Genomic DNA, 24,453 nt, shown 5'->3' with positions numbered 1-24,453 from the left:
TTGTTTACTAGTAATAATTTTTATCTCTAAACAAGGATAATATATGAGTATCAATATAAATATAGGTAAGATGATTAAATTTAAACGAAAAGAAAAAGGATTATCTGGAGAATTATTAGCTAAAAAAATCGGGGTTAGCCAACAACAGCTCTCACGTTATGAACGTGGTGTCAATGACATTAAAGTAAATACATTATATTCAATTACTCAAGCGTTAAATATACCAATTGATTCATTTTTTGCTGAGCTAATAGAAAACGAATCAAAAATGAAGCAGAGCAATGCTCAATTTGATGAATTTTCCTTGTTAGCAGAAAGTATTATTTTAGAATAATTAAATACAGATTGTATTTAGCTTTGTATTTTATTTAAGATATTTTAATTTTTTAAATTACTATATTTTTATCAATTAATTTTTAGAATAGTCAATAGTGCTATTATTTGATAATATAAATTTGGCTATAATGCTATATTGAATAACTATGTGTTAATTTAAACATTCACAAAAATTAATTATATTAAATTTTTGCAAAATTAAAGTTTTATTTTAATGAATTTTATCCTGTATAAATTCTTTTATTCTATTTTGATAATAATTTAATATAAAAAATAATAAATTCAGTTTTTGTATACTAAAGACTATATAATATATTTTTGCTATATTTATTTCTATAAAATTTGAAAAATAAAATAATCATAGATATAAATATTGAATTATTAGTGTCTTATATACATGAAATAAATAAATTTATTCTCTTTGTAGGAATATCTAGCTGATACAGATAAAACTATTATTAACCGTTAATTATAATAATATAATACTATGATTTAAAAGTGAATTTGTATAATTCATTGTTACATATAATATTTTTAGGTAATTGTCAGATAGTACTTTTGTTACTAGTATAAATAAGATATCTTAGTCCACAGTTATAGTAAAAATGATGTTAATAAGTAATAAATTTCCTATTTGAATAAGTTTTTATTCTTTTTACTGATGTGATAATTTATTTTTGTATAAATATATTGAATAGGAAATTAATTATTATTGAATAATAGTTAAAATCACTATAATTACTTTCTTAATACCTTTAATTATCACAATGCTAAATTAATTTAGCTGTTTTGATAACCGAATGACATTTTTATTATATTTAATATTTTATATATTGTTATATAATATTTAGTGCTTTTAATTTAATAGCTTTTGAATTAATAGATTAATTTTCAATATAATAATTGATTTGAAATGTATAATTTAATTTATATATTGTGGTGAATTTATTTATAATTATTAATAATTTTAATTTTATTTAAAAAAAGGAAAATACATATGAGGATCATGTTATTAATTAATTTTATTATCTGTAATTTTTATTATATGAATTTAGCCTTTGCGAAATGTAGCGCTGTTGCTGGACTACTAACAATAAGTGGAAGAGATATTATTGTAAAAAATGAAACTCCTGTTGCAACTCTATTAGATACTTTTTCATTAGGTTCTTTTCAAACTTATCGTTGTGATGATAATAATACAGCAAATATGCGAACAGGGGGAAAGGCTTATGGTGAATTTGCTACTTATATAGATGGAATTAGAGTATATAAAACTAATATAGAGGGTATTGGTTATTCGTTTGGGGTTCAATCGATGTGTGGTGATTTATCATTTCCTACTGAAGGTTGGAGAGGGGATTTAGATAATATCGCGACTTGTTGGAATGAAGACATTTGGAACCAGATAACACATAATTTTGATGTTCGGATCTATAAAATAGGCCCTACTACAGGAAGTGGTATTGTCGAAAAGAAAAAAATTGGAGCCACTATTTTAGCATTTAATAACCAAAATACATTGGCACATGAAAATTCAATTTTTTTAAGTAATTTTAGAGTTGTGACGTTGAATAATAATGATAGTAAGCCGAATAACAATGGTTCAATTGATAATAGTGGTGGCCAAAATGGAAATAGTGGGCAGGAAGGTAATAGTAGTGGGCAAGACAATAATAATGGCTCACTAGATAATAGTGATGGTCAAAATGGAAATAGTGGGCAGGAAGGTAATAGTAGTGGGCAAGACAATAATAATGGCTCACTAGATAATAGTGATGGTCAAAATGGAAATAGTGGGCAGGAAGGTAATAACAATACTAATAATAGTACTAATACCAATGAGAGTACTAACACCAATGAGAGTGCTAATACTAATGAGAGTACGAATGTTAATGAAAGTACTAATGCCAATGAAAGTACTAATATAAATAGTAGTAGTAACACTAATAGTAGTAATAATACTAATCGCAGCACCAATACCAATAGTAGTACTAACACGAATAACAGTACTAATACCAATAGAAGTAGTAATACAAATAGAAGCAGTAATATAAATAAAAGTGGTAATACCAATAATATTAAGTTTCACCATCATTATAGTCATTAAAAATAATATCACTATTTTGGTAAATAGATATCTATGAAAGCTTACAATAATAATTTATAAAATCTACAGGTAGAGTCAATTGATTTAACTCTACCTCTATTGAATATATGGTTTAAAATAACATTAGCTTAGTTGAATATATAATTAAATGATGTTTTTAATATTCCTATTATTATTTTTAAATTGTTTTAAATTTTTCTATTTTGATAAACCCTACTTTAATAAAATTATTAATTAAAAATTGAGTTATATTATAATGTGTTATTTTAAATATTAATAATTATAACTCTATTTTAATGAAGGGAAAATTTATGAGGATTATATTGATAGTTATTTTTATTATTACTTGTCTTGGTTATTCAGCTTTTTGTTTAGCTAATTTTAATGGTTTTTTTAGTTTCAATCGCTTCGTTGGTTTTGGTGCCTGCGATGCTATTAGTGGACCGCTGACAATAAATGGAAGAGATATTATTGTTCAAAATGATACACCTAATGGTACTTTGTTAGCCACCTTCATATCAGGTTCATTTAAGACTTATCGTTGTGATAATAATACTAAAAATATGATTAGTGGTGGCAAACTCTATGGTGAATTTGCAACCCTGATAAAGGGTATCAGAGTATATAAGACAAATATCCCAGGAATTGGTTATACGCTGGGTGTTCAAACAATGTGCCCAGATATGGTTTTCCCAACTAAAGGATGGAGAGATAATGTAAATAATATCGACGTTTGTTGGTCGAATAAGGTTTGGAATCAGATAACCCATAATTTTGAGGTCAGGATCTATAAAATAGCAGCTACCGCAAGTGGAATTGTTGAAAAAAAACAAATTGGCGCAACTATTTTGGCATACAAAGAGACCAGCATCTGGGCTGAGGAAAATCCAGTATTTTTAAATAGTTTTAGAGTAACAACGATAAATAATAGCAATAAGCCAAATGACAATAAGACAAATGATAATAAATCAAATGACAATAAACTAAATGGCAATATTCAATATCATCATAAACACTATCATCGACATTATCACCAACATATTTGGCCTAATAATAACAGTATAGATATTAATAAAGATACGAATAACAATGCTAATAATAACATCAATAATAATGCTAATAACAACACCAATAATAATGCTAATAACAACACTAATAACAACACCAATAATAATACCAATAATAATACCAATAACAACACTAATGATAATACCAATAACAACACCAATAATAATACCAATATCAACACTAATAATAATACCAATAACAACACTAATGATAATACCAATAACAACACTAATGATAATACCAATAACAACACTAATGATAATATCAATAACAACACTAATGATAATACCAATAACAACACTAATGATAATATCAATAACAATACTAATGATAATACCAATAACAACACTAATGATAATACCAATAACAACACTAATGATAATACCAATAACAACACTAATGATAATACCAATACCAATGATAACACCAATAACAATACTAATAATAATACCAATAACCAAGCTAATGATAAAATCAATAATGATTTATAGTTCAGATAGTAATATATTTTTAGTATAAGAGTTTATGATTTTTATCTAAATAGTCAGGTGAAATATTTTTATTAATATTTTAAATAATCTAAGTATTTTATTTCTATATGTAATAGATACATAGATAATATAAAAATATAAATTTATTTAAAAATTTTTTTAATTAATTGATTTTTATATTATTTATGATATCTATTCATAAAGTAACTAATACAATTAATGTTATTTTTTAATAAAATTTTAAATGCTAAACTTTTTTATATGAAAACTATATTTTTATTAAATTCATTTATAAATGTTAAAATTTAATTACACAAAATATACTTAATAAAAGAGGTGCTTATTAGAAAAGTGTTATTGTTTCTTTTAGCTGTATTCAGTTTTGATTATTGTGCTTTATCTTTTGCTGGATGTATTGCTGTTGGTGGGCCATTAACAATAAATGGCAGAGATATAGTTGTACATGATGATACTCCTATCGGTACTTTATTAGACACTTTTACCATCGGTTCACTACAAACTTACCATTGTGATAACAATAATACCAAAAATATGACTACCGGAGGAAAGTTGTATGGTGAATTTGCAACGACTATAGATGGTATTAGAGTGTATAAAACCAATATTGCTGGGATTGGTTATTCGCTTGGAGTTCAAACAATGTGTCGTGGTGATATGCAATTTCCAGCTAAAGGTTGGCAAGATAATATAGATAATATTGCTGCTTGTTGGTTTAGTCATACTTGGAATCAGATAACCCATAATTTTGATGTCAGGATCTATAAAATAGGGCCAACAGCAAATGGAACTGTGGCCAAGAAACAAATTGGTGCCACTATTTTGTCATATAATAACCATAATAATTGGGCAGAAGAAAATCCAGTTTTTTTAAATGATTTTAATATTACTACAATAGGCAAAAATAGTAACCAAGGTAATAGCAATAATAGTAACCAGAGTAATAAAAATAATAGTAATCAAGATAATCACCATAATCATGTTTGGCCTAATAATGGAAATAATGGCATGGATCATAACACCAACATCAATAACAATAATTTTTAATCTAGTATAAAAGGTTATTAAAATACATGTATCAGTAAGTTATTCTAGTTATAGTGTTTTATGTTTTTAATGCTTACCTAAATTATAAAATAAAATCTTTTTATATGGAAATATTAAGTAAACTATGTGTGATTTATTATTATGTTGATAATAATTAATATATTAAATCAGCAAAATAAAGCAAATAAGCTATTTTTCATTAAATAATATCTTGTTGTCGTTGCTAGCTATTTACACTTCATTGCAAGTTATAAAATTTAATATTATTTAATTTAATGAAGCTTCTATTAATAAATTAATTTATATAATTTCTATTTCTATTTGTTTATTAGTAAATCTAGTTATAACTTTAAATAATCATCATTTGAAATCTATTTTAATAAGGAACATGTTTATGAAAAATTTGCCTTTAATTATGCTACTTACTTATAGTTTTGGTTATACCACATCGGTTTTTGCTCAATGTATTGAGATTGGCGGACAGATAAAGGTTAATGGCAGAGATATTATTGTGACCGATGATATGCCTGTAGGTACATTATTAGATACGTTCACAACCGATTCAATTAAAACTTATCAGTGTTCTAACGTAAAAAATATGACTACTGGTGGAAGAGCATATGGTGAATTCGCTACAGATATTGATGGTGTGAGAGTATATAAGACAAATATTGCCGGGATTGGTTATGCATTAGGTATTAATTCAATGTGTGGGAAAATGCTTTTTCCGTCAAAAGGCTGGATTAATAATTTAGATGCTACTTCTACTTGCTGGACTAGTGGAAGTTGGAATCCAATAACACACAAATTTGCTATAAGAATTTATAAAATAGGCCCGACAGGCAGTGGCGAAGTTGCTATGAGAAGGGTTGGAGCAAGCCATCTTTTCTACGATGATACAAAAAGTTGGGCAAAAGAAAATTTGGTTTTCTTAAATTCTTTTAAGGTTACGACAATTGGTAATAACAATAGTGAGGAGGGTAATAACAATAGCGGCGGCCAAGGTAGTAACAATGGTGGTGGACAAGGTAATAACAATAGCGGCGGCCAAGGTAGTAACAATGGTGGTGGACAAGGTAATAACAATAGTAGCGGCCAAGGTAGAAACAATGGTGGTGGTCAAGGTGGTAATAATAACTGGAATGGGCAGGATAATAGGGATAGAGGTAGCCAGGGTAATAACAATGGTGAACAGGGTGGTAACCAGAATAATAATAATAACTCCGTTTGGCCTAATGGTAATGTAAATCATAATATAAATAATAACTTGGATAGAAATGTTCACTATTAAAAAGCTAATAGTTGAAATTATTCGTTTATTTGTTTAGGAATTTTTATATTTCAGCTGGTAGTTTTTCCTTATAGGTAGAATTTATTGTGATAATTCTACCTACATTATACCAAATACCTATTGTAAACTAATAAATAGATATAATAATTTTAAAGTTATCTGAAATTTTATTGTATTAACTATTTTACATAATGCTTGTGTTAAAGTATGTGAGCAATTTTATTTAGGTTAGGCATTTGAAATATTAAAAATAAAGTTACTTCATTGAACTATTACTTATAGTGATAATTGTAATTCAGTTCACTTTAAATAAGAAAATATTAATTAGCAATTTGTGCTGTTTATAAAAAGTAACAAAATGTATTTTTTGATTAGAATATATTTTTTTATGTTGAATTAATAAAAAAATAATCAATATTGATTAATAGAAAATTACAGATAATTCTGATAGTTATCTTTTTTTTATTTTTCTATTAATAATATCAAAAAGTTATACTGTTTTTATAGTTAACTTATTGAATAAATTATTTATTTTTCTTATTTAAAATATGATGTTAATGGTATTTTTCTACTGGCGAAAAGATTTTATGCATTAGTGAAAAAGAAAAATTTTTCTTATATATTAAATTGTTATGACCAATTACCGTGTATAGAAGAAAAATATTTTGCTAATTTTAATGAGTATTTTGTTATTTATAAGTGAAATTTAGCAAAATGTAGGTGTAATAAACTAAATCCACTAATTTTGTTGGGTTTTATTGTTGATGTTAAATAGTTTTGTGGGATTTAATATTAATATTAATGAATAATATAAACATTTATTTCTTTTTTATTCATTATGATTGATATTGATGACTGAAAATTGCATAATTAAAAAAATTTACAGATAGTGATTTAACATTCATTAACTGTAAGTATTTTTTATCGATGAATTTATTTAAAGCGATATTTATCTAAACCCTTATAATAGCAAATACAAAATAAATTGTTTATTTATAGTTACTTCGTTTCACCTATCAATTTATTCTTATTTAATAAAAATAAATATTACCGTTAAGAAATTATTTCATAATGCTATCTTTTTTTTTATAAATAATAATAGATCGATGTTGTATTAATAATATGGAGGTATTTATGAAATTCCCATTAGTACTGTTAGTTATTAGTGTTATTCCTGTTGCTGCTAATGCTGCTCCGACAATCACTTTCCAGGGAGAGGTAAGTGCACAAACATGTGAAACCGAAGTTAATAAAGAGACTAATTCAATAGTTCTTTTACCTAACGTTTCTGTTACTCAGCTATCTAGCTCAGGTAGCACTGCTGGCTTAACACCATTTACAGTGACAATAAAAAATTGTACTGCACCAACTAGTGGTAATATTGATATTAAAACAAAATTTTTAGGGCACAATGTAACCACTGCGGGTAATTTAGCGAATTTGGTAACTTCTGCTGATAATGGGGCAGAAAATGTTGCAATTCAGATTACTACCAATGAAAGTGGAACAACGCCGGTGGTATTAAATGGTGTGACTAGTGTTCCAGGTTTAGTGCTTAAAAAAGATGAAACTACAGCTTCTCATACATTTGGAGTGCAATATATTTCTGAAAATGGTAACGCAAAGGCCGGCCAGGTAAAAGCCATGGTTGAATATACAGTAGGTTATTTATAATTTCTGCTGATCATTTTATTTTAAGCTGAAAATAGCAATGTTTTCAGCAATCATTGATTTTAGAGAAATTATTAATTACTAACTATTTATTAAATATAATTTTGTTACTGATATTTATTGACTATAAAGTAATGATTATTTGGATTTTAAAATGAGTAATATATTAACTTCATTTATTGCTATTATCATATTGTTTTTTACTAGTTTAATGCCTTATGGCCATGCTAGTGTGGTAATGACAGGAACGCGTATTATTTATTATGAAGGAATGAAAGATAAAACCATACAATTATCTAATAATGATAATCATCCGAATGTTATTCAAGTTTGGTTGGAGAATAGTAATAAGAATTCAAGCAATGAAATGACAGAGACGCCTTTTATTGTTAATCCGCAAATTTTTCGGATAGAAGCTAAATCAGGACAAATAATACGACTAATGTCTGTAGATAATAAACTTCCTAAAGATAGAGAGTCCCTTTTCTATTTTAATTTTAGTCAGGTTCCAGCTTTTAATGAGCAACAGCATCAGGCTAATAAATTAGTATTATTATTTAATACACGAGTAAAAATTTTTTATCGGCCTAAAAACTTGTCAGATGATATAAATCAACTGGCGGATAAACTGATATTTAAACAGAGTAATGAGCAAATAGTTGTTGAAAACCCTACTGGGTATTATGCCGTTGTTCATTCTGCGATATTAATTGCTAATGGCCAGTCATTTAAATTAGCTGATTCTATTATGTTATCACCTAAAACAACCACACAATGGAAATTACCAAGAGCCATAAACCGTAACGCAAAAAATATTATACGCCTTACTCTATTAAACGATTATGGTGTGGATGTTGTTACTGAATTACCTTTATCAGCTCAATAATAATCAAAGATAAATATATTTTATTTTGCTATTTTTATTTGTTAGTAGGAAATTAAGTATGAATTGCCCTATTGGATTACTAAAGATTTATAAGTCTATGTTAATAGGGCGAATGGTATTTTGTCATTTCCGACCGACAAAATATGTATTATTATTAACTTTTGTTCCTACTTTAGTCTATTCAACAAATGAGACTTATACTTTTGATCCAACTTTATTTCGTGGTGGGGTAGTAAGCCCGACAATGTTAGCTCAATTTAATCAGGCTAATTCAATTATTCCTGGTAAATATAAAGTAGATATTTATATTAATAATCATTTTTTTCAATCTAAAGAAATAACTTTTGTTAAAAATAAAAGTCACACAGTTGGCCCATGTTTTAATTTAACGACGATCAAGCAAGCAGGTATAATAGTAAAATCAACTAATAAAATATCTGATCAAAGTTGTATTTTTTTGCCTGAATATATTGCTGGTAGTAGAGTAAAATTAACTTTGTCAGATTTACGACTTGACTTAACCGTCCCTGATGATGGATTACAGAATATTCCAAGAGGTTATATTAATCCTAATTTATTAGATGCGGGTAATTCTATTTTTTTTCTTAACTATATTGGAAATTATTATCATATTAATAATGACAACAATGTTAAAGATCAAGATACTGCTTATCTCTCTTTTAATGGCGGCATAAATTTTGGTATATGGCAATATCGGCAACAATCCAATTACACATATTCGCGCCTATCGGGCGCTAAATGGAGTAACATCCGTAGTTATTTGCAACGGCCTCTTCCCACTATCGCAGGGATGCTGTCATTCGGTCAACTGGTTACCCAAGGAAAATTCTTTTCTGGTTTGAATTTTAATGGGTTAGCCCTTGCCAGTGATGAGCGGACTTTACCTGATTCCTTGCGTGGTTATGCGCCGGTTGTACAAGGAGTCGCTAATACAACGGCAACCGTCACTATTAAACAAAATGGTAATCAAATTTACCAAAAGACAGTTTCACCGGGTGCTTTTTCGATTACCGATCTCTACCCTACTAGTTATAACGGTGATCTTGATGTGGAAATTAGCGAGGCAGACGGTTCAGCCAGGCGTTTTAGTGTGCCATTTTCAGCGGTTCCTGAATCGCTTCGCCCCGGTAGTTATCGTTATAATTTTTCTGTAGGTCGAACACGTAATATTGGCCAAGATTCGGTTTTTGCTGATGCTATTTATCAGTATGGCTTGAGTAATAGTTTCTCTATTAGTACAGGTTTGCGAGTTGCTGATAAATATCAGGCCATTATGTTAGGGGGTGTCTATGGTAGTCGATTTGGAGCCCTAGGGTTTAATACCACTTATTCTAATTCAGTTGTTCCTATCGATAATCAATCAGCTGATAGTTCTATACGTCTTCAAGGTTGGATGGCTAATCTGTCTTATAGCCGCACTTTTAATATAACCAATACTACAATTTCATTGGCTGGTTATCGTTATTCGACAGACGGTTATCGCGAACTTTCAGATGTTTTAGGCATCCGTGAAGCCGTTACTCGTGGCACAGCATGGAGTTCTTCAACTTATAGACAACTTAATCGGCTTGAACTGACCTTAAGTCAGCAATTAGATGAATTTGGTAATCTATTTCTTTCAGGCTCAATCCAAAATTATCGCGATAACCGTCCGCGCGATAGTCAGTTGCAATTAGGTTACAATAAAGCGTTTGATAATGGTTTAACAATGAATGTTGTTGTTGCTAGACAGCAGTTGGCCGAATCAAGTGGACATCTAGGTAAAGAAGAGACCTCCACCTCTGTTTCTGTCTCTTTTCCATTGGGTAGTCAATATTCTAGTTATACACCGACAGTAAGTAGTAGTTATACCCATGGTGGAAATATCGGTGATCAATATCAGGTAATGTTGTCAGGAACGGCAAATGAACAACAAAAACTAAATTATAGTGTTGGCGCCAGTTATGTAAGGCAGTATGACCAATCTACTGTTAATGGTAGCTTACAGAAACGTTTTTCTAATACTAATTTGAGTATTAATGCATCTAAGGGCAAAAACTATTGGCAGGTTGGCGCTAATGCTCAGGGCGCTTTAGCGCTTCATAGTGGCGGGATTACGTTTGGCCCTTATTTAGGAGATACCTTTGCTTTAGTTGAAGCTAAAGGCGCATCTGGTGCGGCTGTATTAAATGCACAAGGAACAGTAATTGATGACAATGGCTATGCATTAGTCCCATCTATAACGCCATATCGTTATAATAAGATTATTATTGATCCACAAGGAATGGCGGAAAATTTTGAATTAAATGAGAATGAAAAACAAGTGGCTCCTTATGCTGGCGCCGCGGTTAAAGTCATGTTTAAAACCCGTGCAGGTTATGCCTTATTGATTAAAGCACAGCTAACCGATCATTCTCTTTTGCCGATTGGCACGGAAGTTTTTGACCAAGAAAATAATGTGATTGGCATGGTTGGTCAAAATAATCAAATGTATGTCAGAACTGAACAAGCTTCAGGTACGTTACTATTAAAATGGGGAGAGACGGCCTCTGAACGCTGTTATCTAGATTACTCACGTACGGGTCAGGCATTAGCTAAACAGCCTATTACAAAATTAACGGCTATGTGCGTTCAACGCTAACCCGCAAGTGGAGAGAGATAATGAAATATACCTCTAATTGGTTAAGAACATGTTTATTAATCATAATCCTTTTTACTATATCGTTCGTTGTGAGCGCAAATTGTAGAATAACGGGTGTTTCTCAGACTGAAGATAATCGTTCAGCCCAGATGCTCTTTGGTCGCGTTAATCTAACGGATACTTATTTTCAGCCGGTTGGTTCTTTACTTGCTTCTATCGTTGTTCCACCAACCGCTTATACTTTTGGTGGCGCGAATGCCTCTTCGGTATTATGGATCTGTGATGAGGCTGATCTGCCTCAGCTTTATTTTCTGGTAGCAACCAATGGTGATGATAGAGTCGGTGGATTTCATGAAACGGGTCTTATTGATGGATTGCCTGGTGTATATGCATCTTGGCTTGCTTATGTTGGTATAAAACAAACCATGGCAGGTGTTGTGGTGCAACGTAGTTGGAAAAGGGTTCCGCTTACAACTTATTTACTGGTTGAAGGAAGCCAACCAGGAAAAGGTAAAATACATATTCGATTACAAGATATCCCGCCAATGCAAGTGGAACTCTATCGTGTTAGTACAATTCCAGCCAGTAATGCGGCTTCAAATTATTGTGGTGGGCTAGGTACACGCGGATTAGGTTATGCCAGTGCAACTGGCACAAATTATCAATGTACCCAACCGAATGCTTATATTCAATTTGTTGGCCCGGGAATTGTACATGATAACGAAGGCGAAGATTCTGCCTATAAATTTCGTTTTTGGGGAGTAGATAATGGCTTTGGCTATGGTTTGCGTCAGTCTGTTACGCTGAGTAACAACGCCACTTGTGTGGCAAGAAATGCGACACCATTAGTGCTTTTTCCGACTATTTCTAGCCAAGAGTTATTGGCAGGTGGTACCAGAGAAGCTGATATCTCTGTCCAAATCGAATGTAGTGATAATGTGAACTCAGGTACAACAGGAGGGCAAACAGCGATTGGTATTCAGGTGTCACCCGGTGCTTATCGCGCTGCACAAGGATTAAATTTAATTAATTCCCAAGGTGGTGTAATGGCTCTAGTTTCAGATAATTATGGCGTTGATCCTACATTAGCAACCGGAGTGGGTATTACCTTACGTAATAGCGTTACTCAACAACCGATGGTATTTGTAGCTCAACCCGGTATTACTGGTATGGGGCCAAGTGGAGAAAATGCCGGTTGGTATCCTGTGCTTAGAGATGCTAAAAATTTGGGGCCTTCCGTTTCTGGTTATACACATTACTTACACTCATACACAGCAGTATTGCAGCAATTGCCAGGTCAAGTTATTAAACCAGGAAAAATACATGCTACGGCATATGTATTGGTAAAAGTACAATGAAGCGATTAACGGTTTTTGTAGCATACTTATCACTATTCTGGTTGATAACAGGAAAAGCCGGGATCATGGCCAATATGACCCGAGTTATTTACCATCAAGGTGATAAAGAACGTTCTATATTGTTAGCTAATACTAATAGCTATCCGGTTATTGTCCAAAATTGGGTTGATCATGGTGAAGCCGATCCACAGACAGAAACACCTTTTGTGGTGCTTGCTTCGATTTTTCATCTACCGGCGCAAAAGATCCAAGCGATTAGGATTATTTATAATGGTGATTATTTGCCCGCTGATAGAGAGTCAGCTTTTTGGTTAAATTTGTATGAAATACCGCCTAATTTGCATGATCAAGCGTTAAATCAGGATAATCCTAAAGTAAGCTTGGCAATGAATACCCAATTAAAATTGTTTTACCGCCCGACAAAACTGGCTGATTTTCCTGCTAAGTTAGCAGATAAAATTACCTTCAAACTGCAACAAAAAGGCGAAGAATGGGTATTAGTCTGCAAAAATCCATTACCTTTTCATATTTCTTTCTCACAAATCTTTTTTGAGAGTCCGCATAAGCGCTATTTGATTAAACAAGAGATGGATATGATGAGCCCGCCATTTTCAGAGCGTATATATCATTTTGAACAATCCTTTTCTCAGCAGGCTGGACGGATAGTTTTTTCATATATAAATGACGCAGGTTTTTCTATTCGAGAAGTAGCTACTTTTCAAACACCCTAGTTTGCTTGCTTATATCAATAGTTAAAAACTATAAATCTAAACTTTATGTTGGTAATTAACTTTTATTTAACAAAAGAGCATCTTGTATTTGCTTGCTGTTGCTTGGGTATCATTGGTTGATTAGTTTGTTCCTGTTGCGGAACAATATAATTAAGGCCTAATATTTCACTGGTGTATCGGCGAATCTGATTAAGTAATGTTGGATTTTGTTCTAAATGCTGGCCATAAGATGGAATGATTTCATGCAATTTGGCATTCCACTGATTTTTGACTCTATCGGGAAACGCTCTCTCTAATAAATTTAACATAATATAAGGGGAGGTTGATGCGCCAGGTGAAGCGCCAAGCAAACCAAAGACGGTCTTATCATTTGAGATAAAAGTTTCAGTACCAAACTGTAATGTAACGGGTTTGTTTTTGGCATTCTTTATGATTTGCACTCGTTGCCCAGCGATAACTAATTTCCAATCTTCTTTTTTGGCGTTGGGATAATATTCTAACAAAGACTGATAACGTTCTTCATCATTTAACATTAATTGACTGACTAAATATCTCACTAAATCTAAATGTTTGATGCCAATAGCAATGATGGAAATTATATTACTGTCATTAGTAGCAGCAAAAAGATCGAGTTGGCTACCATATTTGAGAAATTTATTTGAGTAAGTGGCAAAAGGTCCAAATAGCACATATTTTTTACCCTCTAAATAGCGCGTATCAATATGAGGAACTGACATAGGGGGAGCGCCAAGTGCTGGTTTTCCATAAACTTTTGCTGTATGCCTATCTACCACCTCAGGATTATCGGTAACCAGAAATTCACCACCGACCGGAAATCCGGCATACTGTTTTGCTTCTTCTAACCCTGTGTATTGTAATAATTTAATTGTTGCACCGCCGGCACCAATAAAAACTAAACGCGTTTTTATATGACTCTCTTCGCCGGTTGTAAGATTTTTAAAACCGATACTCCAAGTGCCATCATCATTACGACTAATTGCGTTCACTTCGGTTCTGGTTTGTAATTTGAAGTTTGGATGTTTAAGCAGATTGGCAACTAACTGACGAGTTATTTCACCATAGTTTACATCAGCGCCAATATCCATACGTGTTGCTGCAACAGGTTGTTTTTCATCTCTTCCTTCTATAATTAGTGGTGCCCACGATTTAATCTCGTCCAATGAGGTAGAATATTTCATGCCATAAAACATAGGATTTTTGATCATAGCTGCATAGCGTTTTGCTAAGAAATTAACGTCATCTTTTCCCCAAACAAAGGCAATATGTGGCACAGGATTTATAAAAGTTTGAGATTGGTGAAGAACGCGATGTTTTAGTTGATAAGCCCAGAATTGTTTAGAAATTTCGAATTGATTGGCAATTTCTATGGCTTGAGTGATATCGATTTGCCCATTTTTTTCTGGTGTATAGTTCATTTCCATAAAGCCTGAATGACCGGTACCGGCATTATTCCAGCCATTAGAGGTGTCACCGGCAATACTATCTAGTCGCTCATACATGCGGATTTGCCAATCTGGTTGCAATTCCGCTAAGTATGTTGCTAATGTGGCACTCATGATACCAGCACCGATAAGTACAATATTAACAGTAGGTTCATTGGTTGAAGTTTTGATCGGGTATGAAGCTGTCGGCCTAAATAAATAAATTAATAAAATAATTATTAATAAACCAATAATCACAGCTGTATATTTTAATGATCTCTTCATATGAAAATGTACCTTAATTATCGATGATCACATCAAACATAAAAATTAATTATGGTATTCTGTTGCTCGCTGCGCAATAATTATATATTAAATGCTTTAATTTATTGTTTTATATAAATTATTCTTATATTTTTGATTGTTAAATAGTAGTAAAAGTTTAATTTTTTATAAAAAATACTTATAATTAGGTATAAATAAAGCACGTTTAGTGTTCTAAAAATAAGTAATAAAGATAAAAACAGTGATAATACTACTTAACTGCAAGTATTTTTATGCTGATAAAATAGGCGAAGTTGGTGATAATACTGTTATTAATCAAACTTTAATCGGTAAATTGTTTTTTCATCGTTACTTTATTATTAAAATAAATAATATTCATAATGATTAAATAAATTTTTATTACTATTTTGACGACCCTGGGGTAGATGTAGAGGAATAAAATGATGGAACTCTTAATTGGTGTATTGGTTACGATTGGTATAGGTCGTTATATTATTAAAGGCTATTCAGCTACCGGTGTTTTAATGATTGGCGGCATATTGCTGCTTATTATCAGCGCTATTATGGGAAAAAATATATTACCTAACGATGTGCCAGTGACGGGTTGGAAAACCACCGATATTTTAGAATATATCAAATACTTACTGATGAGCCGTGGTGGTGATTTAGGCATGATGATTATGATCTTATGTGGTTTTGCTGCCTATATGACCCATATTGGAGCTAATGATGTTGTGGTAAAAATAGCGTCTAAGCCATTACAAATGATCAATTCACCCTATGCACTGATGGTTGCGGCGTATATTGTTGCTTGCTTAATGTCACTGGCTGTGTCTTCAGCGGCTGGACTAGGCGTCTTATTGATGGCGACCCTATTTCCGATTATGGTTAATGTCGGCATTAGCCGTGGCGCTGCTGCAGCAATTTGTGCCTCACCTGCTGCAATAATTTTGGCTCCTACATCAGGTGATGTAGTTTTAGCAGCAAAAGCATCAGGCATGCCACTAATCGATTTTGCTTTTAAAACCACGTTACCTATATCGATTATTGCTATTATTGCGATGGCCATTAGCCACTTTTTTTGGCAACGCTATCTTGATAAACGGGAACAAGTAAAAATAGAAAAACTTGATGTTAATGAAATTAAGACCAAAGCGCCTGACTATTATGCTATTTTACCTTTTACACCCATTATTGGGGTATTAATTTTTGATGGTAAATGGGCACCTCAATTACATATCATTACCATTATTGTTGGCTGTATTATTCTAACAAGCTTGATTGAATTTGTGCGCTATTTTAAAGTAAAAACAGTGTTTGATGGGTTAGATATTTGTTATCGTGGTATGGCGGATGCATTTGTCTCAGTTGTCGTACTGCTGGTGGCTGCCGGGGTATTTGCCCAAGGGTTAAGTACTATCGGTTTTATTACCTCTTTGATTAATTTATCACAATCTTTTGGCTCTGGCGCTATTATTATGATGATTGTGCTGGTGGTGATTACTATGTTGGCGGCAATGACGACAGGTTCCGGTAATGCACCATTTTACTCTTTTGTTGAATTGATCCCACGGTTAGCCGCACAAATGGGCATTAATCCAACTTACCTAGTTATCCCTATGTTACAGGCCTCTAATCTTGGTCGAACAATGTCTCCGGTGTCAGGTGTGGTGGTTGCTGTGTCAGGGATGGCGAAAATATCACCTTTTGAAGTGGTTAAACGTACGTCTATTCCAGTTTTAGTTGGATTATTGGTTGTTATTATTGCGACTGAAGTTTTAGTTCCAGTTCATCCTGTATAAATTTTCCCTTTGACATCAAATCCGGCTCCATGCTTGTCATTGTGTTCCGGCTTTGATGATCAGGTGTTTTAGCCGTATTTTAACCTCATAGCCAGGATCGATTTTTATCATTAACTATCCACATCCTGACGATCTATTTGATAGCTAGTGTAAATTCTCCATGCAAGGTAATTAATCATGTTTTTGCTAACAGAATTGATAATTGGCGCAATTTTGGGATTAGTCATTAGCTTAACGGGCGTTGGCGGGGGAGTTATTGTATTACCGGTTTTAACCTATTTTTTTGGTATGGATGCCTTGTCTGCGGTTGCAACCGCCAATTTTCTTTCTATGCTGATGAAAATCTCATCTTCTTATATGCATTTTCGTTTAGGCAATGTTCCAATTAAAAGTGCTGTGGTTGTGTTAGCTATTATGATACCAGCCACAGTATTGACAAGTTTTCTAGTAAGTTATTTTAGTCAATGGCAAGGTTATCAACCGCAAGTTGAATTAGCCATTAATATCTTTATTGTAGTCGCGATTATTTATTCCCTTTTTCTCTTTATCTATCGTATATTTTTTGCATTTTCTTTAAATCAATTTGAAGAAAATAACACTATTGATATAAGGTCTTTATGGTTGCCGGCTATCAGTGCTGGGGTAGTACTGGGTGCTACTGGAGTAGGTGGTGGTGTTGTTGTATTGCCACTATTATTACGGTATTTAAAATTATCTATCAAACAAGCAATTGGTACCGCAATTTTTGTCACCACTATTTTGTCAGGTTCATCAGCAATTGCCTATATGCGGGATGGGCATACTCATATTGTTCTGGCATTTACCCTATGCATAGGGTCATTGATGACTATCCCGCTGGCCAAATATTTAATGTTGCATTTATCTGATCGTGTTTTGCAGTATCTAACGTTATTATTTATTTTATCAAGTGCCATAATGATGAGTATAAAATTATGGCACTATTTTTAACGACTAAAAATATAAGAACCCACCGTTTTTGGAATTTCAACACTTTGATACATAAGTAATCCCACAATGGTTAACACTATTCCGCCAATTAACATTATCCCTAAAGTCCAGTAAGGACTGATTTTAAATCCTTGCCATTTTGAATAGCGAATTGCTAGATGACGAGCACTATGGACCAGTAATGCAATTCCACTAATTGTTATTGCAGTTCCTAAGGCCATGATTAGTGCGGCAATAATCCCCCAAAAATAAACACCAATTACATAGGAAAAAAGTAGAACAATTAGTGCGCCAGAGCAGGGACGTGATCCCATTGCGGCAATGACTGCAAGTTGAGTTCGCCAATTGCCTTGTAATTCTTCATCAGACAATACGTGTTTGTGGCCACAATTGCAGTCAGGAGAATGTTGATGTTGGGTGGGCGAATGAATTTTAGTAAATTGATAAGGAGCATGCCGAGATTTTTTAAATATCTTTCTTAGTCGAGAAATTGCTTTTAGACATAATAGCAGACCAAGGATAAAGACCAAGCCGTAACTTAATTTTTCTAACCAAAAGCTACTTAGATGTAAGTGTCGGCTAGATAGCTGGAACAATCCTAGAACAATGGATGTTAAAAGAATAGCAATAGATCCCTGTAATAAGGATGCTAATAGCGTAAGGGTAAGGCTTTTTTTTAGTCTTGAAGAGTGGGTGGCAATATAAGTGGTAATAATGATTTTGCCATGTCCTGGTCCCAAAGCATGCAATAAACCATATAAAAAGCTAAAACCAACCAGTAATAATCCTGCTTCAGTTGGCGAGTTTGCCACACGAATCAGAAGAGACGAAAGATGTTGATTAAGTTCCCGCTGCCAAGTGATCGCTAGTTGTAACCCAAGATGCCAATATTTGTACAGATAAAATGACAATACAATAAAAACGGAACTAAATAATCCGATTACTATAAAGTATTTTTTATTAAATGAATTGATTGCAGGCTTACTAGGCATTATTGACATGTTATGTTTACCTTTTGCGCAAATTGTTGGCCGAGACTAAGGTCTTCTTGAGGTGTTTCTCCTTTATCAAGAGAAAGGGCGTAATCGATCATCGATGTGCTGGGCTTAGGTGTTATCAGTTGAATTTGGCATTGAGATAAGGTATCAGTTAGCGATGAAATTTGCTTTTTGCTGCGATAAGTCATATCAACATAATAACTCGGGTCATAAGTCATTACGGTTAATGTCTTACTCGTTAAAGGTTCTGGTTTAGCTAATTCTAACGTAAAAGAGAGTACAGCTTGGTTGCCTTTGCGTGATAAGTGATACTCTTTAGGGTAAAAGCGAAATTTTATTAACTTATTCTTATCATATAGAGAGGTAAAATAGTGTTGCTTAATAATATTAGCCATGACTTCAGCACTTAATTGCTTCCACACTTGATCACTTTCTTTTGCCTGTTGTGCATCATAAAGTAAATCTGCTGATGTCATGGGATCCATAACCCAAGTCATTTTCATCGCAATGAGGTTACCATCTTTTATTTGGAATTGGTTTTGCATATCAATAAAACTGTGGGGATGAGCAAAAACAGTTATCGAATAGCATAATGTCAACGCAGCTAGCAAACGTTGCAAAAAAATTTTCACTATGGTCACTAATTTGTAATAACACATTTGAGCCATCAAGTAGGATAATTTGATTAACCGAAAATAGCATATTTTATGCTATCAATTTTCTTTGATAATTAAATGTTACTTTGCTATTTAATCGGTTAAAAGGTTTATTACTTATATTTACTTAAAATTTTCCGCAATATTGAATTATATTTCCTTTAATAATAAATATATTGTCGTTTAAACCAGCTGGTTCAGTCATAAGTAGATTAATCAATCGCTTTATTCGATCGATATTTTCGCATTAATAGTTTTTACAAATGATAAATGTTTATATCGAACGTTTTAAACGATTGGAAGTCATTTAAGTTATTAGGTTAAAAATAGAAGAACAAGGAAGTTTAATGATACAAGGATGTATTTATAAAATGTTAGTCAGCAAGGGCAAAATGAAGCGATGGAAAAATAGTATTTATTTTTTTAAGCTAATTTTAATTGAAATTGGTGACTATCTAATTAGTCACCCCGGAATAGCGTTACTTAAAGTGGTTGGCTAATTAAAAAAATTTTACTTATTTGCCGGTACTTCAGATGAATGATGGGTTGATATTTTCCACTCTTTACCATCCCAAACGTAGGTAAATGTATAACGAGCGGAAACTGTGGATTTATCTTTAAAGGTAAAAGTATAAGTACCGATATCTATAGCTTTATTGCAACCAATACGAATAGTTCGGTTATCAATTTTTCCTACCGGTTTTTTGGCTAAAAAGTGTTTGAAATAATCGATACGTTCAGCATCGGTTAAACGAACCTGATTTGATATAGTTGGTAATAAGACTGCATCCGCGAGATAGTTTGCCGAAACTTTTTTTGCATCGCCACTTTTCAATGAATCATTCCAGCGATCAAATAAACTAGCAATTTGTTGTTGATCTACCTTTATACATTTGTGTGTTTTCTCAAGAGCATATGTATAGCTAGAAAGTAAAATTAATGGAATAGTTAAATAATTCAGTTTTCTCATAAACGTCTCGCTAGTAAGTATTATTTTTTATGATAATTTAGTGTAATTATTATTTCATATCGAAATAATTTTTTATACGTTTAGTAACCTATTTCAGCAATAGTCAGAATCGGTAAAAAGATTGAAATTTTCACGGAAATGTTTCCAAGCCTAGTCTTTTAAAATTTTAATTTATAAATTCATGTACTGTAGAGTTTGCAGTCATTCGTCCGTATTTGATGGCTGATAATATAGACGAACTGGAACGAGCGGTTACTACCCTGTCTGTAAGTTAAATTAATCAATATTGATAACAAATCTAAAAGCCAGATGGTTAGATACAATCTGGCTTTATTATTAGATTAGTTCTGATTAGAGTTTGATGATAGCAATAATAGCAATAACGCTAATGATGGCAGCAGCACCATAAAAAATCCATTTACCGGCCGGAATTGCTATTTTTAGATCATGCATGCCATGATGAAGTCGATGTAGCCCACACCAAATAGGCAAAATGATCATTAATAGCAAAAAAATACGACCAATAAAGCTTTGGCAAAATGTCAGAATGCGTTCATAACTGAACATTTCTGGTGCTAAACCTAAAGGAATTAAAATTGCTAGCAAAAGAATAATAGCGGGAGAGACAATTGCACTCCACATACCCCCAGCACCAAATAATCCCCAAAAAATAGGTTCATCAGAACGTTTAGGAGGGTGATTCATCATTGTTCTCCTTAGGTTATATTAGCGCTATAGCTAAGATAATGATTGTTACTAGAAAAGTGATACCCCAGAGTAATTTTATGATGCTTTCTTGGGCTATTTTTTTATTTTTTATCACAATATTGACCGCTTTAGGCGCCAGTTCAAACCAGGTTTTTGTATGAAATAAAGTCGCTATTAAAGTGAAAATATTAATTAGTAAAACGATAGGATTATGGAGCAAGGCAACATAATTAGACCAATTTTCAGGACCGGCTTGTAATGAAAAAACGCCATAAAGCACGACTAAGCTAAACCAAATTTGTGGGATGGCAGTTGCTTCACGGATAACATAAAAACGATAAAATTCAATCTGTTGCCACCAATTTGATGACATTTCGCGAACATAGGGCTTACGTTTTGTCGTCATTTTTTTTCCTTAGCTTGGTTTCAACATAGCGATAATAAAATCTTCAGCACTTGCTGCTTTTCCTTGTTGAATTGCCGCGGCAGGATCAACATGTTTAGGACATACTTCAGAGCAGTAACCGACAAATGTACAACTCCATACCCCATTATCGCTATTTAGTAATGGCATGCGTTTTTTTTGGCCTTTATCGCGATTGTCGAGGTTATAACGTTGTGCCAGTGTGATCGCCGCGGGGCCGATAAATTCAGGATTAAGACCAAATTGAGGGCAAGCTGCATAACAGAGACCACAATTAATACAGCCAGAGAATTGATGATATTTCGCCATTTGACTAGGTGTTTGTTTATTAGGGCCATCACTAACTTTACGATTATTACCAATAATATAGGGTTTAATCGCTTCAAGGCTCTCAATAAAATGGGTCATATCTACCACTAAATCTCTTTCGATAGGAAAATTTCCCAATGCTTCTACTTTTAAACCATCTGTATAGTCCCGTAAAAAAGTTTTGCAGGCTAATTTAGGCACTTGATTAACCATCATACCGCAAGAGCCACATATGGCCATCCGACAAGACCAGCGGTATGAGAGATCCGATGCTAAGTGGTCTTTAATATAACCGAGAGCATCCAGCAAAGAGGTTTGTTCGTCATAAGGAACCTCATAAGTGACAGGATATGGGACATCGTCTGTTTCAGGATTATAGCGAATGATCTCCATTTTCAGTATTTTTATCTTAGCCATTCGCCTGCTCCTTATTTGCTTGCTCTTGTGCTGTTGCTTCACCACCATATACGCGTTTAGCTGGTGCTAATTTGGTAATTTTCACATCACGATAAGCTATATGCGGTGCGCCTTGTGAATCGTAATAGGCAAGAGAATGTTTTAGGAAATTAACATCATCACGTTCAGTACAGCCTTCATCCAGACGCTGATGGGCGCCACGAGATTCTTGGCGATAGAAAGCAGAGTGAGCCATGCATTCCGCTACATCAAGACTAAATCCTAATTCGATAGTATAGAGCAGAGCAGTATTAAAGACGCTGCTATGATCTGTAATTTCAATATGTTTAAAGCGTTCTTTAAGTTCGGCTAATTTATTTATGGTTTTTTGCATTAATTCTGGTGTTCGATAGATGCCACAACCTTCCTCCATTGCTATGCCCATTTCATCTCGGATGTTAGCCCAATTCTCTTTACCTTTTTGGTTGAATAGTTTGGTTAAATTGGTTTCAATTTCACGCGCTTTTAATTCAATGGCATTATTATTTGCTGGAGAGACTTCAGTGGCATATTTTGCTGCTTCTGTGCCAGCTAATCGCCCAAAAACGACTAATTCTGCTAATGAGTTAGAACCTAGGCGGTTTGCACCATGTAAGCCAACAGATGAACATTCTCCCACAGCAAACAGACCTTTAATTGATGTTTCACATTTCTGATCCGTTTCAATACCCCCCATTGTATAGTGCGCGGTTGGGCGAACAGGGATAGGATCGGTAACGGGATCGACGCCGACATAAGCTTTGGCTAATTCACAAATAAAGGGCAGGCGCTCATGTAGTTTCTCTGCACCCAGATGGCGTAAGTCAAGATGTACGACATCACCGCGAGATGATTTTATTGTGCGGCCTGCACGCCACTCATGCCAAAAAGCTTGAGAAACCTTGTCTCGTGGACCTAATTCCATATATTTATTTTCTGGTTTACCCAGTGGCGTTTCAGGCCCTAAACCATAATCTTGCAGATAACGATAGCCATCTTTGTTGATGAGGATCCCGCCTTCGCCTCTACAGCCTTCAGTCATAAGTATTCCAGAGCCTGGCAAGCCAGTTGGATGGTATTGGACAAATTCCATATCACGTAATGGAATACCATGACGCAACGCAATACCCATGCCATCACCGGTAACAATTCCACCATTAGTATTATAACGGTAAACACGACCCGCTCCGCCGGTAGCCATAATAACGGCATTTGCGTTAATTTGAATATGTGTGCCCTCCATCATATGAATAGCGACTAGGCCATGTACGCGTCCTTCATCAACAAGAATGTCTAACACAAAATGTTCATCAAAACGTTGGATTTGTGGGTATTTGAGTGAGGTTTGAAATAAAGTATGTAACATATGGAAGCCGGTTTTATCAGCGGCAAACCAAGTGCGCTCGATCTTCATTCCACCAAAGCGACGAACGTTCACTGTACCATCTTTTTTACGACTCCATGGACATCCCCATAATTCCAGTTGTGTCATTTCGGTTGGGCAATGTTTGACAAAATATTCAACTACATCTTGTTCACATAACCAATCTCCGCCTGAAACCGTATCATTAAAGTGATAATCATAGGTATCATGGGATTGAGCGATTGCAGCTGCGCCACCTTCTGCAGCAACTGTATGACTGCGCATGGGGTAGACTTTTGAAATTAAAGCAATTTTCAGATGAGGATGAGCTTCAGCAGCAGCAATTGCCGCCCTTAAACCAGCTCCACCTGCTCCTATTATGGCTAAATCTGCATTAAAAGTTTGCACACTATGCTTCTCCATTACTATTTGAAATAAACTTCATGT

At 33.4% G+C, this 24,453-nt stretch carries 20 protein-coding genes; 12 read left to right on the top strand and 8 right to left on the bottom strand.

Annotated elements, in window-relative coordinates; all coding sequences use genetic code 11:
* The first annotated feature begins 43 nt into the window (after positions 1-43).
* The 10 genes from QE177_RS13115 (at position 44) to QE177_RS13070 (ending at position 13,645) form a co-directional block, all read left to right on the top strand.
* Positions 44-334 carry a helix-turn-helix transcriptional regulator gene (locus QE177_RS13115; protein ID WP_280550321.1) on the top strand — a complete coding sequence of 97 codons (291 nt, stop codon included), beginning with the start codon at positions 44-46 and terminating at the stop codon, positions 332-334.
* A 999-nt stretch (positions 335-1,333) separates the two neighbouring features.
* Positions 1,334-2,443, top strand: coding sequence for a hypothetical protein (locus QE177_RS13110; protein WP_280550320.1), 1,110 nt, complete (start codon positions 1,334-1,336; stop codon positions 2,441-2,443).
* 311 nt (positions 2,444-2,754) lie between these two features.
* The gene (locus QE177_RS13105) at positions 2,755-4,002 is read left to right on the top strand and encodes a hypothetical protein (protein WP_280550319.1); all 1,248 of its coding nucleotides are present in this window, start codon (positions 2,755-2,757) and stop codon (positions 4,000-4,002) included.
* 351 nt (positions 4,003-4,353) lie between these two features.
* Positions 4,354-5,067, top strand: coding sequence for a hypothetical protein (locus tag QE177_RS13100; protein ID WP_280550318.1), 714 nt, complete (start codon positions 4,354-4,356; stop codon positions 5,065-5,067).
* A 394-nt stretch (positions 5,068-5,461) separates the two neighbouring features.
* A complete protein-coding gene (locus QE177_RS13095) occupies positions 5,462-6,358 on the top strand; it encodes a hypothetical protein (RefSeq protein WP_280550316.1) in 897 nt (298 codons plus the stop codon).
* A gap of 1,134 nt (positions 6,359-7,492) precedes the next feature.
* Entirely contained in the window at positions 7,493-8,032 is a 540-nt protein-coding gene (locus tag QE177_RS13090) for a fimbrial protein (protein WP_280550314.1), read from the top strand.
* 151 nt (positions 8,033-8,183) lie between these two features.
* Positions 8,184-8,915, top strand: a complete 732-nt coding sequence (locus QE177_RS13085; protein ID WP_280550312.1) for a molecular chaperone — start codon at positions 8,184-8,186, stop codon at positions 8,913-8,915.
* Between the two features lie 58 nt (positions 8,916-8,973).
* A complete protein-coding gene (locus tag QE177_RS13080) occupies positions 8,974-11,556 on the top strand; it encodes a fimbria/pilus outer membrane usher protein (protein ID WP_280550311.1) in 2,583 nt (860 codons plus the stop codon).
* A gap of 20 nt (positions 11,557-11,576) precedes the next feature.
* Positions 11,577-12,914: a fimbrial protein gene (locus QE177_RS13075; protein WP_280550309.1), complete on the top strand. Its 1,338-nt coding sequence runs from the start codon at positions 11,577-11,579 to the stop codon at positions 12,912-12,914.
* Positions 12,911-13,645, top strand: coding sequence for a molecular chaperone (locus QE177_RS13070; RefSeq protein WP_280550308.1), 735 nt, complete (start codon positions 12,911-12,913; stop codon positions 13,643-13,645). The genes QE177_RS13075 and QE177_RS13070 overlap by 4 nt, the downstream gene beginning before the upstream one ends.
* A gap of 62 nt (positions 13,646-13,707) precedes the next feature.
* Here QE177_RS13070 and mqo read toward each other — a convergent pair whose 3' ends face one another.
* On the bottom strand, positions 13,708-15,372 hold the full coding sequence (gene mqo / locus QE177_RS13065) for a malate dehydrogenase (quinone) (protein ID WP_280550307.1): 1,665 nt from the start codon (positions 15,370-15,372) through the stop codon (positions 13,708-13,710).
* 440 nt (positions 15,373-15,812) lie between these two features.
* On the opposite strand from mqo, the gene dcuC reads away from it, so the two are divergent.
* Positions 15,813-17,174 (top strand): anaerobic C4-dicarboxylate transporter DcuC, encoded by a 1,362-nt coding sequence (gene dcuC, locus QE177_RS13060; RefSeq protein ID WP_280550305.1) that lies wholly within the window; start codon positions 15,813-15,815, stop codon positions 17,172-17,174.
* A gap of 177 nt (positions 17,175-17,351) precedes the next feature.
* Positions 17,352-18,143, top strand: a complete 792-nt coding sequence (locus QE177_RS13055; RefSeq protein ID WP_280550304.1) for a sulfite exporter TauE/SafE family protein — start codon at positions 17,352-17,354, stop codon at positions 18,141-18,143.
* On the opposite strand, the gene QE177_RS13050 is transcribed toward QE177_RS13055, so the two are convergent.
* The 7 genes from QE177_RS13050 to frdA form a co-directional block, all read right to left on the bottom strand.
* On the bottom strand, positions 18,140-19,144 hold the full coding sequence (locus QE177_RS13050; protein ID WP_280550303.1) for a nickel/cobalt transporter: 1,005 nt from the start codon (positions 19,142-19,144) through the stop codon (positions 18,140-18,142). The genes QE177_RS13055 and QE177_RS13050 overlap by 4 nt on opposite strands.
* Entirely contained in the window at positions 19,135-19,773 is a 639-nt protein-coding gene (locus tag QE177_RS13045) for a DUF1007 family protein (RefSeq protein WP_280550302.1), read from the bottom strand. Before QE177_RS13045 ends, QE177_RS13050 begins: the two co-directional genes overlap by 10 nt.
* Positions 19,774-20,308: 535 nt before the next feature.
* Entirely contained in the window at positions 20,309-20,767 is a 459-nt protein-coding gene (locus tag QE177_RS13040) for a nuclear transport factor 2 family protein (RefSeq protein ID WP_280550301.1), read from the bottom strand.
* 351 nt (positions 20,768-21,118) lie between these two features.
* Positions 21,119-21,475 (bottom strand): fumarate reductase subunit FrdD, encoded by a 357-nt coding sequence (gene frdD / locus QE177_RS13035; RefSeq protein WP_180559361.1) that lies wholly within the window; start codon positions 21,473-21,475, stop codon positions 21,119-21,121.
* 13 nt (positions 21,476-21,488) lie between these two features.
* Positions 21,489-21,881, bottom strand: coding sequence for a fumarate reductase subunit FrdC (gene frdC / locus QE177_RS13030; RefSeq protein ID WP_280550300.1), 393 nt, complete (start codon positions 21,879-21,881; stop codon positions 21,489-21,491).
* 9 nt (positions 21,882-21,890) lie between these two features.
* A complete protein-coding gene (locus QE177_RS13025; RefSeq protein ID WP_280550298.1) occupies positions 21,891-22,625 on the bottom strand; it encodes a succinate dehydrogenase/fumarate reductase iron-sulfur subunit in 735 nt (244 codons plus the stop codon).
* Positions 22,618-24,414 carry a fumarate reductase (quinol) flavoprotein subunit gene (gene frdA, locus QE177_RS13020; protein ID WP_280550296.1) on the bottom strand — a complete coding sequence of 599 codons (1,797 nt, stop codon included), beginning with the start codon at positions 24,412-24,414 and terminating at the stop codon, positions 22,618-22,620. Before frdA ends, QE177_RS13025 begins: the two co-directional genes overlap by 8 nt.
* Positions 24,415-24,453: the final 39 nt, after the last annotated feature.

The sequence above is a fragment of the Arsenophonus sp. aPb genome, from assembly GCF_029873475.1.
Classification (GTDB): Bacteria; Pseudomonadota; Gammaproteobacteria; order Enterobacterales; family Enterobacteriaceae; genus Arsenophonus.
Note: the sequence above shows the minus strand (reverse complement) of the source record. Positions and strands in the feature narration are given on the sequence as shown.

Coding starts and splice junctions, on each gene's coding strand:
- QE177_RS13115 (WP_280550321.1), top strand. CDS start 44: ATGAGTATCAATATAAATATAGGTAAGATGATTAAATTTAAACGAAAA.
- QE177_RS13110 (WP_280550320.1), top strand. CDS start 1,334: ATGAGGATCATGTTATTAATTAATTTTATTATCTGTAATTTTTATTAT.
- QE177_RS13105 (WP_280550319.1), top strand. CDS start 2,755: ATGAGGATTATATTGATAGTTATTTTTATTATTACTTGTCTTGGTTAT.
- QE177_RS13095 (WP_280550316.1), top strand. CDS start 5,462: ATGAAAAATTTGCCTTTAATTATGCTACTTACTTATAGTTTTGGTTAT.
- QE177_RS13090 (WP_280550314.1), top strand. CDS start 7,493: ATGAAATTCCCATTAGTACTGTTAGTTATTAGTGTTATTCCTGTTGCT.
- QE177_RS13085 (WP_280550312.1), top strand. CDS start 8,184: ATGAGTAATATATTAACTTCATTTATTGCTATTATCATATTGTTTTTT.
- QE177_RS13080 (WP_280550311.1), top strand. CDS start 8,974: ATGAATTGCCCTATTGGATTACTAAAGATTTATAAGTCTATGTTAATA.
- QE177_RS13075 (WP_280550309.1), top strand. CDS start 11,577: ATGAAATATACCTCTAATTGGTTAAGAACATGTTTATTAATCATAATC.
- QE177_RS13070 (WP_280550308.1), top strand. CDS start 12,911: ATGAAGCGATTAACGGTTTTTGTAGCATACTTATCACTATTCTGGTTG.
- mqo (WP_280550307.1), bottom strand. CDS start 15,372: ATGAAGAGATCATTAAAATATACAGCTGTGATTATTGGTTTATTAATA.
- dcuC (WP_280550305.1), top strand. CDS start 15,813: ATGATGGAACTCTTAATTGGTGTATTGGTTACGATTGGTATAGGTCGT.
- QE177_RS13055 (WP_280550304.1), top strand. CDS start 17,352: ATGTTTTTGCTAACAGAATTGATAATTGGCGCAATTTTGGGATTAGTC.
- QE177_RS13050 (WP_280550303.1), bottom strand. CDS start 19,144: ATGTCAATAATGCCTAGTAAGCCTGCAATCAATTCATTTAATAAAAAA.
- QE177_RS13040 (WP_280550301.1), bottom strand. CDS start 20,767: ATGAGAAAACTGAATTATTTAACTATTCCATTAATTTTACTTTCTAGC.
- frdD (WP_180559361.1), bottom strand. CDS start 21,475: ATGATGAATCACCCTCCTAAACGTTCTGATGAACCTATTTTTTGGGGA.
- frdC (WP_280550300.1), bottom strand. CDS start 21,881: ATGACGACAAAACGTAAGCCCTATGTTCGCGAAATGTCATCAAATTGG.
- QE177_RS13025 (WP_280550298.1), bottom strand. CDS start 22,625: ATGGCTAAGATAAAAATACTGAAAATGGAGATCATTCGCTATAATCCT.